The organism is Trichloromonas sp., assembly GCF_041583255.1.
In the GTDB taxonomy this organism is placed as follows: Bacteria; Desulfobacterota; Desulfuromonadia; order Desulfuromonadales; family Trichloromonadaceae; genus Trichloromonas.
Window position 1 is genome coordinate 18,675 of sequence record NZ_JBFHGD010000011.1, and the last position, 13,003, is coordinate 31,677.

The following is a 13,003-nucleotide window of genomic DNA, read 5'->3' on the forward strand; positions in this document are numbered from 1 at the left end:
AGATCAAAAAAAACCCCTTTCGCGATCAGTAGGCGCCGTCTTTTTTCAGGACGGCCGGGATTGTGCGCAGCAGGATCATGAAATCGAGCCATAAAGACCAGTTGCGCACATAAAAGGTATCGAGCATAACCCGCTGCGCATAGTCGATGTCATTACGCCCACTAACCTGCCAGAGCCCAGAGATACCAGGACAAACCGCCATATAATAGGAGAAATAATCTCCATATTTTTCAACCTCGTCGGCAACGATCGGACGAGGCCCGACGAGACTCATTTCGCCCCTGAGAACATTGAACATCTGGGGGAGTTCATCAAAACTTGTTTTACGTAAAATCTTTCCGATTGCGGTAATTCGCGGGTCGTCCTTCAGCTTACGCTCTGCCTCCCACTCCTGCCGGGCCGATGGATTGCCGGCCAGGTGACGAACCAGGCGCTCCTCTGCGTCCCTCACCATGGTCCGGAATTTATAGCACCAAAACTCCTCCCCCCCACTACCAATACGTTTCTGCCTGAAAAAAACCGGGCCGGGAGATGTCATTTTGACCGCAAGACTCAACCCGACCAGCATCCCTCCCCACAGAGGGAGCGTTAGCAGAATGATAATGATTTCGAATATATTTTTTAAATACCGGTTCGACGTCTTCATCAGGTTGTTCTGAAAAGACAGAAAAAAGTACCGCTCAACCTTCTCCACATCGACATTCATCTTATCCGCATCAAAAAGCTCCGGGAGAACAGAAACCCGCGGAACCAGTCCCTCTGCCCTTTTCAACAAATCAAACTGCTTGATCCGGGATTCGCCGGGCAGGGCAATAATCAACTCCTCAACACCTTGAGCCGCAACGACAGCCTCCAGCTCATCCAGGGAACCAAAACACTCACCCGGCATGCCAACCGGCTCCCTTTCATTGCCGAGAAAACCGATCAGGTCATATCCAAGTTCAGGGAAAAGGCGCAAATGACGGGCCATTTTGACAGCCTCTGCACTCACCCCGGCAACAAGAATTCGGCGGGGCCAGAAAGAACTTTTGGACAGCAGATGCCTTTTTACCCAGAGACGCAAGCCGACCAAAATGCCGGGAGCCAGCATCCAGGCCATAATCAGCGCAGGCCGGGAAACATCGCCCCCCCGCTTTACAGCGGTCATCACCGCCAGAAAGAGGACCATGGCAATGGACACGCTGCGCAGCAGATGACGTAACTCCTCCCACGCCGTATGGCGACGTCCGTACAGACCGTCATAAGCAAAAACCCCCACGCCAATAACCAACAGCCCGAGGTATTCAACCTGCCAGTGAGCATCCGTTTGAAAAACGCCGAAAAGGCGAGGCAAGAAAACCTGACGTAAAATCAGTCCCAAGGCCAGGGCAAGCAAGAGCCCGAACAGATCGACCGAGACAAGGCTGAAAAATATCTTGAATTGACGCCTCACGTCGACACCTGCCCCCTAAACCGTTCAAAATGCTCAGCAACCCGGGCATCAATAAAAGACTTTATTTTTGCATTAAAAACGGATCGGTCAAAAGCAAGACTATGTTCGCGGATAACCAGAGGATCAAAACTCTCCGCCATGCGCTCATATCTAATGACAGCCTCGACAAGGCTGTCGACCGTCGGTTCAGCGAAGAAAACCCCGGTCTTCCCATCTATAACCGTTTCAAGCGCCCCACCTCGGCCATAGGCAAGCACCGGCCGGCCGGCTGCCTGAGCCTCGACCGGGGTAATCCCGAAATCTTCCTCACCAGGAAAAACAAAGGCTCTGCAACGGGAATAATGGTCCTGAATCACCGAAAAGGGTTGGCGCCCGAGCAACTGCACGGACGGCCCCGCCAGCTTTTTAAGACGCCCCAACTCCTCGCCTTCCCCGATAATGACCAAGGGCTTGCCAAGACGCGAAAACGCCTCTACCGCCAGGTCGGGACGCTTGTACTTCACCAGTTGCCCAACCATCAGGTAGAAGTCGCCCTGCTCAGAGGCAACGGTGAACGATCCGGTATCCACCGGAGGATGAATAACTTCGGAGCTTCGCCGATAATGCTTGTCAATTCGCTGTGAAACATGCCGCGAATTGGCGACAAAATAATCAACCCGCGCAGCAGAGGCCAGATCCCACTGCCGCAGGTAATGGGCAAGAGGCACCATGGCCAGTCGTTTCAGCCACCCGCAATCACGACGGTAGTCGTGGTACATGTCCCACAGGTAGCGCATGGGCGTATGGCAGTAACAGATGTGGCAGGTTTCAGGACGGGTCAGAACTCCCTTGGCTGGACCGGATTCGCTGCTGAGCACCAGATCATAACCGGAAAGGTCGAACTGTTCCAGGGCCATGGGGTAAATGGGGAGGAAATTCTGATAGTATTTTCGGGCGCCTGGAATTCTTTGCACAAAGGACGGAACAATTGTTTGCGCTTTCAGCTTGTCAGAAATAGCATCAAAATCCACCACCAGCGAGAATATATCGGCCTGTGGGTAAAGGTCACAAAGAGCTTCCACCACTTTCTCGCCACCGCGCATCCCAACCAGCCAGTAGTGCACTATTGCGACCTTCATTGAGCCTCCGACAATTCCGCATATACGGCTTCCAACTGATCAATATGTCTCTCCAGTGTCGGAGGATCAGCCCAAAAACGACTATGGGCAGCATTACCCAATTGAAACGCCAGGTCGAGATCATTTTGCAGCATTTCTATTTTTTTTGATAAATCCGAAACATCTCCATGCTTGAACCACAATCCGGTTACTCCGTCAATAACAAGTTCGCGGGCGGCTGAACCGTCAGACACAATCGACGCCACGCCCAGAGCGGCCGCCTCAAGAACAACTAAACCTTGAACTTCGTGGCACCTGGATGGAAAAACAAGGGCCCGGGCCTGCCTCAACCGACGATGGACGTCTTCAGTCCCCAGCCAATCGGTGAAATTCAATTGCGGCCAGGTCGCCTGCAGTAACGACCGCAGCGGACCATCCCCAATCACGACCCCTGACACTCCGCTTCTTGCTATGGCCTGGGCAAATAGCTCAGGACCCTTCTCGGCTGAAAGGCGACCGGCAAACACAAAGGGCGCGTCGTCCGGCGGAATCGCGCTTTTTTGCAAGGCCACATCAACGGGATTGGACAGAAGAAAGAGCTTCGCGGCGGGCGACAAATACGGTTCAAGCAGACGCCGGCTGTATTCAGAGAGAACAATGAAATTTCTGATCGCCCCTGGATAATGAGCAACCTGCCGCTGGATAAGCAGGCGGCAAAGTCGCCAGAACTTATGGGAATAGCAGCGAACGTCGCAAGCCTCGGTCACACAAGCCAGCGAGAGAGGGCTCAATTTGCAATGGGCCTGCCGTTGGTAGTTGTAAAAACCTCCATTTGGACAGGCCAGAAAATAATCGTGAAGGGTAGCAACAGCCGGCAAACCTGCCTTTCCAACCAGATGAAGAACACTTGGAGAGAGGGCCTTGCTCCAACCATGAATATGAATTACGGTTCTCTCCCGCGTCACAGCCGAAACAACTTCTTGCAATCGACGCCACCCAACCCGGTTCCACAGCCCCCTGAGGCCGGCTGCCACCCTGCTGGGATCGCTGAGGATGTCACATTGGCCGGTACACACGACTTCCAGCGTTGGCGGCTGTTCACCGGGCAACTCAATGGGCGCAACGGCGGTAAACAGAGTCACCCGATGGCCCCTGCGGGCCAGGCCGATGGCACTGGAAAGTGCAACCCGGGCCGCCCCACCATCGATATGGGCCGTATCGTTAAGAATGATAACTGAGTACTTCAAACCGTTCACCGGTAATGGAAGCGACTGCGGACTAATCTCCGAAAACCAGCCACCAGCCAGTGCAAATGCCAACGTTCAAAGATTCGACGGACAACCCCCTTAACCACCCTGGCAGCAAAGTGAACCATCGCCAAGAGACGTGGATATCCATAGGCCGTAGAGACCCGGTACACTTCAAGATAGCCGCCGACAAACCCGATATCAGAAGCGCCCCCCAAACGCATGCCTGCAAGGACCATTGGCAGGTAGAGCCCCCGCACTCCCTGCCGGGAAATACGCACTAACCATTCGTAATCCATGGCCGTTTTCAGGTCAGTGCGAAACAGGCCAAAAGATGTGAACACATTGCGGCGGACAAAAACCGTGGGATGGGGAACTGAAGGCATCCCCTTCGAAAGCTGCCTCAGGTAGGCCGGATCTCCCTTCTGCTCCACCCTGCAGCGTCCGCCTGGACCCTCCATTGTCAAGTCACCGAAAACAAAGTCGAATGCGGGGTTTTCCTGCAGGGCTCCGATGGCGCTGCTGATTGCTCCTGGCATATACCAATCATCGGCATTGAGCAAGCCAATGACCTCGCCTCGGGCTAAAGCGATCCCCTTGTTGAAAGCGTCGCTGATGCCGCAATCGGGTTCGCTACAGAAATAGTCCAGGCGATCGCCATAAGCGCGTAACACATCGACGGTGCCATCCGTTGAACCCCCGTCAATTATGATGTATTCGAGCGTTTGATGGTCCTGGGAAAGGACGCTGCGGATGGCGCAATCGAGAGTTGCAGCAGCATTAAAAGCAACGGTAATAATTGTGACCAAGACTTCTGAGTTCTTTCTCTCGAGAACAGAAGAAGCACTGAGACTGCGTCCCCCTTCAATGCGGTCACTACAGGAAAAACCCTTAACGCGCGGGTAATCTTCGCAGCACGGTGGTGTTGGCATTGGTTGCCTGCATGTCTGTACACCTCTCCTTCCCATGGTCAGGCGCCCCCACCCGCGAGTAAATTTCGATAGGTTTGGGTATATGCAGCAGCCACCCGCCTTTGGTCGAAACATTCCTCAGCTTTGTATCGGGCAGCCCGGCTGAGTTCAACATGCCGACAAACATCGGCAAGAACCCATCCCATCCCTCTTGCCAAATCCTCTGCCGTGCCGGGATCTGCCAAATAACCATTCACTTCATGGTCAATCAAATCGGGCATGCCGCCGACCCTGAAAGCGACACACGGCGTTCCGCATGCCAAAGCTTCCATAACAGTGTTGGACAGGTTTTCTTCCCGCGAGGGCGCTACAAATAAATCAGCCGCAGCATAGGCCAGACGTAAACTTTCATCATCGACCAGCTGCCCTAACCAGTGCACTGGACATCCCTCGATCTCTTCAGGTTGATCCTCTGAGCTACCAAACACGACCACTTGATAGTCACAGGACTCCCTGCCCTCCCCCATAATCCGTAATGCATCACAAAGCAAGTCATAGCCTTTTCGCCGCTCCCCCGTCGGGTCTGCTGCGCCAAAAAGAACCAGTCTCCCTTCGCCGGGCAATCCGAGCATCTCTCGTGCCCGGCCGCGATCATCAGGACGAAAAACGGCCAAATCGAGTCCATTGGGGATAACTTCAATCGGAAAACGTCCCAAGATGGCACTCGAACTCGCACATTCGGCAAGCCAGCGACTGGGCGCGACAACAATCATCTGGAGCCCGTCCCAGGCCATCATTTTACGTTGATTTGTACGGCGGCTTAGATCATTCTCCCTGCCCGACCCGAGCATTGGGCAACAACCACAGGTTTGCCGATAACGGGTGCAAACACCCGCGTAATGACACCCGCCAGTAAATGGCCACATATCGTGCAATGTCCAGACCAACGGTCGGTTCAGCATCGGAAGCGTCTCTATCCGAAGGAAACCGTCAACGACCCAATGAAGATGGACAATGCTTGGGTCAAGATGATCCACGGCCTTGCTCACTCGCTCCGGTCGCCAGGCGGGGGAGAACAGAACCTGCTCACGTTTGGGGTAACACCAAAGAGGTAAATGATCCACCCGGTGGCGAAGTTTCCCGGCAAATCCTCCCGGCCTCTCATCCAGCGCATAAACCTCTGGACCGTCTCCCCAACGCTCCTGCACCAGGAGGCGACTCTCAACGCCATGAGCCAACAGCCCGCGATGAAGCCGATTCATCGCAACGGCCGCTCCCCCCTTGACGTCGTAGCTGCCAAGCAACAGAGGCCGCAACACTTCGGTTGATGTTTGCTCGGTGGACACCAATTAGTTGCCCCCCCCCCTGAAGTCATAATGATCGAGCATTTTTCGCCCCTTGCGAACGACCCGCTGCCACAAGGAGACCCGCTGTGACCGGTAAAAGGCCTGCACCCTCATCAGGGCTTCAGGGTGTTCGATAATTTCTTTGGGAAACTCCGTCACAGCGCCGGCAGACAGATTTACCTGAAATGCTTCGGTAGGATGGCAATGGACACCACTCCCGTCATGGCCAATGTTGTCGGTCAAAGAGCGGGCGGGATGCAGACATAAACCACCCTGGAGAAAAACCGAGGCATACCAGAAAATAGCCCAGGTATCGATCCGGCCCCGCCGGTTAAGCAACACATGGCTCCAATAATCATATGCCCCATCCAGGTTAAAGGATTTCTTCATGCCTGAATCGAACTTTCGCACGAGAATTTCCGGGTCCTTGGCGAAATGTCGCCAGGCCCTGGCCCAGGTTCCCCACCCCCAACAAGAAGCAGGCCGCAGAAAAACAGATTGCGGCAGATCATCAGATGCAACCGGGAACATATGACCAGAAACGTGCATCACCCGCTCCTCTTCCCGATAGAACTCTAGTGCATCATTCATATAGCGAAGAAAACAAGGGGACGTTACGATATCATCCTCAAGAACAATGACCCGATCAGCCTCAGCCAGCGCGGTAGAAACCCCATCAATAATCGAGCGTGCCAGGCCAAGGTTCTTTTCCTGCTCGACGACGGTAAGACGCTCAAACCCGCGCACGTTCCTCAAATAAGCCCGCACTTCTGCAACCGATTCCTGCTCAACCGGGGACCGCGGCCCATCAGAAAAAACCGTCAGGACACTTTGAGCTGCGAGGGCATTAGCTTGGAGCGCCTCGATAGTGCGCCGGGTATGCTCCGGGCGGTTGTAGACAAACAGAATTATCGGAGCAGGGGTCATGCACTTCCTCGGCGTTTGAGGGATCGCTCCCAGAAGTAAGGGGTCATAATTGTCCAGGCCTTTTCGGCCAGTTGAAAGGAGGGAGGGTCACAGTCCATGGCCCTCTGCACCTGACTCGCCACTTCCACCGGATTAATGAGCGAGCATTCCCTGAACCCTCTGGAGTGCAGGTGGTCGAGAATGAACTGCTTCCAAGGGCCTCGCAGCCATTCGACAATGGGAGTATTGAAACCGATCTTGAAGGGACGTTGCACAACAGCAGGGGGCAGAAAGGGTGCCATAGCGTCCCGCAGCACTGCTTTGCTCAGGCCGAAACGCACCTTGGATTCCCAGGGAAGCGCCATGGCATAGCAGACCAGTCGATAATCGAGAAACGGCATACGAATCTCGGTACCACTGGCCATAGCATAACGATCATAATTTCTCAGTAGCGTAGGCAGCACCGTCTCATGGGTTAGCCGATACAGATGCCGGTTGAAGCTCCCCAATTCAGAAAACCTGGGATGGGCTGAATCTTGGGCCGCCATGCCTCGCCGGAGGAGTTTTTTTGCAAAACGCCTGGCCATAAACCTGGCATAGACCAGCCACGCCTGAGTCTCGCGTTCGGGCTGAAACGTGTTTGCAGGAAAATAGTTTCGATGGGTCGCCAAAATGGTCCCGATCCTGCCCGGCCAGATCCCGGCCTCAGGCAACGCCTCAAGCACCGAGGAGCCATAACCGGACAACAGTTCATCGGCACCGTGCCCATCCAGGGTAACCCGCACGCCACGGTCGCGAACCGATCGATAAAGCTGCATCATTGGAACGGGACTGGTCAGGTAAAGCTCTTCGAAAAGGTATAAAGCGTCCTCCAGCTTGTCAAGATCCCTGGTTGGATCAACAGTGACAAAGGTGGCATCGATTCCCAGATGTTCAACCACCTGCCGGGCGAAATCGCTCTCGTCCAGAGACAAACCGGGAAACGCTGCAACAAACGCGTGCCGCCAATCGCTGCTCACTCGCATCCCGGGTGATGTCCGGTCAATGTGTGCCATGGCCGCAAGGGTTGAACTGGAGTCGAGGCCGCCGCTCAAGGCAGTGCCTATCGGTACGTCGCTTCGCATCCGCAAACGACAGGCGTCAAGAAAAAGTGCCCGAAACTGCTCCACCTGATCGGCATAACTGGCAGGAATCTCGGGAAGGTGGTCCAGTGTAGTCCAATAACGGTGCAGAGAAAGCCGCCCTTTTCGGAAATGTCCCAAATGCCCGGCGGGAAATCGCTGAATGCCATCAACCAGGCACTTCTGGGTCGCCTCGTAGTCCATGAGATTTTTTGCCATCCATGAAAAATCGGCAGAAGGCTTAACCTCCGGCAGAAAAGGATAAATAGCCTTCATCTCCGAAGCAAAAACAAAGCCCGCAGGCGTAAATGCATAAAAGAGGGGTTTCTTGCCAAATCGGTCCCGAGCCAGAAAGAGCTGTTGCTCGTGTCTGTCCCAAATGGCCAGTGCCCACATGCCATTCAGGCAATCCAGGCACTTCTCCCCCCACTGCTCAAAAGCTTGCAACAAGACCTCGGTGTCACTTTGGCTGCGAAACTGGCAACCTTTTGCTTCCAATTTTTCGCGAATTTCTAAAAAATTGTAAATCTCCCCGTTGAATACAATTACGAACCGACCACTGGCCGAAACCATTGGTTGATGCCCCTCGGCAGAAAGGTCAAGGATAGACAACCGCCGATGCCCGAGACAAATCTGGCCTTCGGCCTCCCAAAGCCCGCGATCATCAGGGCCGCGATGGACAAGAGTGTCCAGGGCAGAATCGAACAGGGCCGCATCCGCTGACGGCAGAATACCGAGAATGCCGCACATCAGGAGGTTCTCCGTTGGAGAGAAAGTGCTCCCACCACCCGCCCCCACTCGTGAAACATGGGGGTCCCAAGATCGATGCAAAGGTTCTGGATGTGATAATCTTTTTGTCGCAGGCGGGCCAAAGCCGCCGGAAGCCCCACAAGGGGCACCAGGGCCTTGACAAAAGCCCCCCCAACCCGCCGTAGCGTCGGGACGGCATCAAAGATAACCCAGGAGTCCCGTCCGTGAGCGAAGGAGGCACGGAGAAGCCAGCCGACCTTCAATTTATGGGGGAGTATCACGTGGCGCACCTTCAATTCTGGATCGAACCCGATGGTCCCCCCTGCAGCTCTCAAGCGCTGCTGCAACAGAACCTCTTCGCCATAGGAAAGGCGGCGCCCCTTCATCCCGATGTCGGTCGGAAACCCGCTCAACTCGGCAAGAGTCTTGCGACGAAAAGCGCAGTTCCCACCGTCCACAAACTGGTCCGTCGGCAGCGGGCCAACAGCATCGCGTCCCTTGTCATTTGCAACGAAAGCATTGGGGTACCAACAGGGGCGGCCATACTTGAACCAAGGCAGAACCGGACCGCCGAACCCGTCAAAGGGATGGTGATTGATAAACCAAAGTGCCCGCTCCACGTAGCCGGGTTCGACCATGGCATCATCATCCAGGTAAACAACCCACTCCCCACGTGCCTCCCGCCAGCCTCGATTACGCGCATGGCCCAATCCAATCTGCGGCTCGGCAAGCACTCGAACATTACCACTTCGGCCAGCATAAAGGCGGGCAATCCGCTCCGTGCTATCCGTCGAACCATTGTCGACAACCAGCACCTCGAACAGCTGCGCAGCAGAGGTCTGAACGACCAGAGAGCGGAGGCAGTAGCGCAGCAAATGAGACCGGTTAAAAGTGCAGACAATGATCGAAATCACAGGATTCACATCAAGGTGTTTCATTCGCCACCCGATAATAAAAGATTTAAAAGACGCCGGCGCAAGCTCCGACGGTACGGTTTTAAAACGACCCTGTCCTTTGCCTTCCCATCACGGCCCGCCGCAACAACTTGCTCCGCCATAAAGGGAAAAAACTGATATTGCAGGAGAACCCGCCGCCGTGCCTCGGCGATAGCCGGCAGCCGCTTGGAGTACTCGTCATTGGCAACGGCTCTCTGCATGATGTTCAAGGCCCCGTCCGGGTCCGTTATGTCGATACGAATAAAGGACTCAGACGGAAAATATCGCTCCAGATTGGGACACCCATAATAAAATGGGAGGGTGTACGTCAGAAAGCAGTCAGCCAGCTTTTCCGTCCAGTAGTCAGGGCCAAAGCTGTTCTCAACTGCGATAGAGTACCGGTACGGGGCAAGTCCGTCCCACTTGTCCGCAATGGGCCGAATCCCCCTGCCGAACATATCAACATCTATTCCGGCCTCACCAACCAAAAAGTCGAGGAAATCCATTCGCCGCCTGTGGCCGGGGAAGATGCGGGCCGAACTGGTGATCCACGAAACGCCCCTGTGCTTAACCGGCGCCTCCATGACCGAAAGAAAGTCGAAATTTCTATCAACATGCCAGGGAACAAGTGGGGGAGAAGTGACGTACTTGACTGTGCGAACCGGTACATGGTGGGTGAAGACACGAGAAAAGGGCCGGTGGCCCTCTTCCATCCAATCAAAGACTCCAGGCACGAATGGCTCCTGCATCAGAGCCCAAACATTCTCCGCCGGGCACCGCACAACCAGTTTTTCGCGAACCTCATTCAGTACTATAAGAAAATCACATTCCTCAACAGGCGCCAGGGTGAAGCGCACATCCCCCCAAAGACCGTGCGCCCCCCTGCACTGGCGGAGAAGGTTGGGTTCATCCCAGCTTTTCACGATCCTGACCAGCATAAACCTTTTCCTCAACAGGATCCTGTCATTTCAAACATCATACAGGGAGTAGGCGCCTGAGTTTAGGCCTCTGCCTCGACCACCAGTTGCGAAGCCAAAAAGTTCGTTGGTACCAGCGCAAATGGCAGGCCTCCCGAAAGGACACCTTTTCAAGCCAACGATCAACGACCGCCAATTCTTCCAGAAAAAAGGGCGCAGCACCTTCCGAGGTCTTGGTCGTGCCATGCTGCCGAAAGACAGCAACCTCTTCCTTAAGAAGAAGCGGGCGATAGCCCAGGTGAGCGAGACGTCCCCAATATTCGTGATCCATCGCGTAATGCAGCGTGACATCGAGGCAACCGGCTCGGTCCCACGCCTGCCGTGACCAAAACGACGACTGCTGGGGCAGCGCTGTCCCTGAGCCTCGCTTGGTACAGACGAAATCAAGCCAATCGTCCGTCTGACAGATCGGCTCAAAGCGATCCTCAGCTTTCAGGTTCTCATCAGCAAAAAGAATCGTACCAACCAGCCAGTCCCGACCAGGATGGCGCTGGGCCGCCTGCATTACGCTCCCTAGAGCTCCCGGCAAGTAAATATCATCAGAATTCAGCCAAGCCAGCCAATCCCCACTGGCTCGCGCAAACCCCTTGTTGATAGCCTCGGTTTGACCATTGTCGGGTTCAGAAACCCAGTAGGCGAGGTAAGGTTCATAACGCCGGATGATATCCACCGAACCGTCCGTCGACCCACCATCGATAATGATGTACTCCAGATTCGGATACCCCTGAAGCAACACCGAGCGAATAGTCTCTTCGAGAAAGGAGGCCTGATTGAAAGAGGGGGTAACAACCGTGAGGAGCGGCAGGGTTTTGCCACCATATGCCAGCCCCCCGCCAGATGAGACGTTATCCCACGGCCAACCACAGCGGCCAGCAGGCGAAGAAGGAAACGGCCCGTGTGTCATCCCATTTTTTGGCGACATTTTTAATCCTTAATGCCGTTATAAACAGCTGGTGCTTTCCCCTGCCGACCGAGCAGTCGAGTTATGACCGCCCGCAGTCTGGCCCACCTTGAAGAGCTGGCCGACTGTAGTGGTCAACTATTTCCGGACAGTAAAGTAGGATTTTTTTCCGCTACAGCAGGAGCAAGCCCATCATTTCTCTGATGTGGCCGGTGCCAGTTGTAGTAATCCATAAAATAGCGGCCAATATCCTTTTTAGCCTCATGGAAAGATGCGTAACCGGCTGAAGGCATCCATTCACTTTTATAACTGCGAAACACACGTTCCATCGGTGCGTTGTCCCAGCAGTTGCCTCGCCGGCTCATGCTCTGTTTTATCCGGTAACGCCATAAGCGTTGGCGAAATGATTTACTGGCATATTGGCAGCCTTGATCTGAGTGAAACGTCACGCCCTTAGGCTGCCCGCGTAGCTGATAAGCATGGTCCAGTGCCGCAATAGCTAAATCGGCATCGACCTTTTCAGACAGACTCCAGCCAACGACTCGGCGGCTGTAAAGATCTAGAATCACGGCGAGATATATCCATCGCCCTTGTGCCCAGATATAGGTGATATCGCCACACCAGACCCGGTTTGGCTGCTGAACATCGAACTGACGATATAAATGATTCGGTATATCCGGCCGCTCAACTTTTGCCACTTTGTAAGCAGGTGGCTTGGGTTGCTTACTGACGAGGTTGGCTTCTTTCATCAGACGACGGACTTTGAAGCGCCCAACGACTTCACCTTCCTGGCGTAGCTTACTCATAATGCTGCGACTGCCTGCTGATTGGCGGCTTTTATTAAATATTTCAGCAGCTTTAACGCGCAGTCGCAAACGTTCAGCATCGATCCTCTTTCGACGATGTCGATAGGCGTAATAGCTCGAGCGAGAGATCCCAAACAATGAACACAGCTGCTGGACGTTTTCATGCTCCCTTAAGTGGTCGATCAGCGTGAGAACTTTAGATCGTCCGATATTAAGAGAGCCGTAGCCTTTTTTAAAATCGATTTCTCTCTTTCTAGCTTTATGACTTGGGCCTCTAATTCTTGAATGCGTTGTTGCTCTGGAGTCAACGCCTGTGTTCTCGGTGTCACTCCACCATATTCATCTTGAAGCTGTTTAACCCAGCGGCTCAGCGCTGTTGAACCAACATCCATGGCTCGACAGGCTTCAGCAATAGAATAGCCCTGGTCAACAACTAATCCGGCGGCTTCGCGTTTGAATTCTTTTGTGAACGTTCGTCTGCTCATAGGTCTGGACACTCCTTAAGGTGGCAAATATACCACCTTTGTTGGTGTCCGGGGTTAGTAGACCACTTCAGCCGGCGGCAGTCTGGAGG

Annotated in this window: 11 protein-coding genes; all 11 read right to left on the reverse strand. The window is 54.3% G+C overall.

Going from position 1 to position 13,003, the window contains the following annotated elements; translation table 11 throughout:
• Positions 1 to 25: 25 nt before the first annotated feature.
• The 11 genes from ABYV89_RS01845 to ABYV89_RS01895 all read right to left on the reverse strand — a co-directional run bounded on the left by ABYV89_RS01845 (position 26) and on the right by ABYV89_RS01895 (position 12,914).
• Complete coding sequence (locus ABYV89_RS01845; RefSeq protein WP_432821214.1) at positions 26 to 1,432, reverse strand: sugar transferase; 1,407 nt, start codon at positions 1,430 to 1,432, stop codon at positions 26 to 28.
• Positions 1,429 to 2,550: a glycosyltransferase gene (locus tag ABYV89_RS01850; protein ID WP_432821215.1), complete on the reverse strand. Its 1,122-nt coding sequence runs from the start codon at positions 2,548 to 2,550 to the stop codon at positions 1,429 to 1,431. Before ABYV89_RS01850 ends, ABYV89_RS01845 begins: the two co-directional genes overlap by 4 nt.
• Positions 2,547 to 3,776 (reverse strand): glycosyltransferase family 4 protein, encoded by a 1,230-nt coding sequence (locus ABYV89_RS01855; RefSeq protein ID WP_432821216.1) that lies wholly within the window; start codon positions 3,774 to 3,776, stop codon positions 2,547 to 2,549. The genes ABYV89_RS01850 and ABYV89_RS01855 overlap by 4 nt, the downstream gene beginning before the upstream one ends.
• 5 nt (positions 3,777 to 3,781) lie before the next feature.
• Positions 3,782 to 4,708, reverse strand: a complete 927-nt coding sequence (locus ABYV89_RS01860; protein WP_432821217.1) for a glycosyltransferase family 2 protein — start codon at positions 4,706 to 4,708, stop codon at positions 3,782 to 3,784.
• Positions 4,709 to 4,746: 38 nt separating this feature from the next.
• Positions 4,747 to 6,033 carry a glycosyltransferase family 4 protein gene (locus tag ABYV89_RS01865; protein ID WP_432821218.1) on the reverse strand — a complete coding sequence of 429 codons (1,287 nt, stop codon included), beginning with the start codon at positions 6,031 to 6,033 and terminating at the stop codon, positions 4,747 to 4,749.
• Between the two features lie 3 nt (positions 6,034 to 6,036).
• Positions 6,037 to 6,960: a sugar transferase gene (locus tag ABYV89_RS01870; RefSeq protein ID WP_432821219.1), complete on the reverse strand. Its 924-nt coding sequence runs from the start codon at positions 6,958 to 6,960 to the stop codon at positions 6,037 to 6,039.
• Positions 6,957 to 8,810, reverse strand: a complete 1,854-nt coding sequence (gene asnB / locus ABYV89_RS01875; protein WP_432821220.1) for an asparagine synthase (glutamine-hydrolyzing) — start codon at positions 8,808 to 8,810, stop codon at positions 6,957 to 6,959. The genes ABYV89_RS01870 and asnB overlap by 4 nt, the downstream gene beginning before the upstream one ends.
• Positions 8,810 to 9,748: a glycosyltransferase family 2 protein gene (locus tag ABYV89_RS01880; protein ID WP_432821221.1), complete on the reverse strand. Its 939-nt coding sequence runs from the start codon at positions 9,746 to 9,748 to the stop codon at positions 8,810 to 8,812. Before ABYV89_RS01880 ends, asnB begins: the two co-directional genes overlap by 1 nt.
• Complete coding sequence (locus ABYV89_RS01885; protein WP_432821222.1) at positions 9,745 to 10,683, reverse strand: glycosyltransferase family 10 domain-containing protein; 939 nt, start codon at positions 10,681 to 10,683, stop codon at positions 9,745 to 9,747. The genes ABYV89_RS01880 and ABYV89_RS01885 overlap by 4 nt, the downstream gene beginning before the upstream one ends.
• 37 nt (positions 10,684 to 10,720) lie before the next feature.
• Positions 10,721 to 11,644 carry a glycosyltransferase family 2 protein gene (locus tag ABYV89_RS01890; protein WP_432821223.1) on the reverse strand — a complete coding sequence of 308 codons (924 nt, stop codon included), beginning with the start codon at positions 11,642 to 11,644 and terminating at the stop codon, positions 10,721 to 10,723.
• A gap of 113 nt (positions 11,645 to 11,757) precedes the next feature.
• Positions 11,758 to 12,914, reverse strand: a protein-coding gene (locus ABYV89_RS01895) for an IS3 family transposase (protein ID WP_432821224.1) whose coding sequence is annotated in 2 segments (ribosomal slippage) — positions 11,758 to 12,665 and positions 12,665 to 12,914 — 1,158 coding nt in all. Because the reading frame shifts where the segments join, the coding sequence is not laid out codon by codon here.
• Positions 12,915 to 13,003 lie beyond the last annotated feature (89 nt).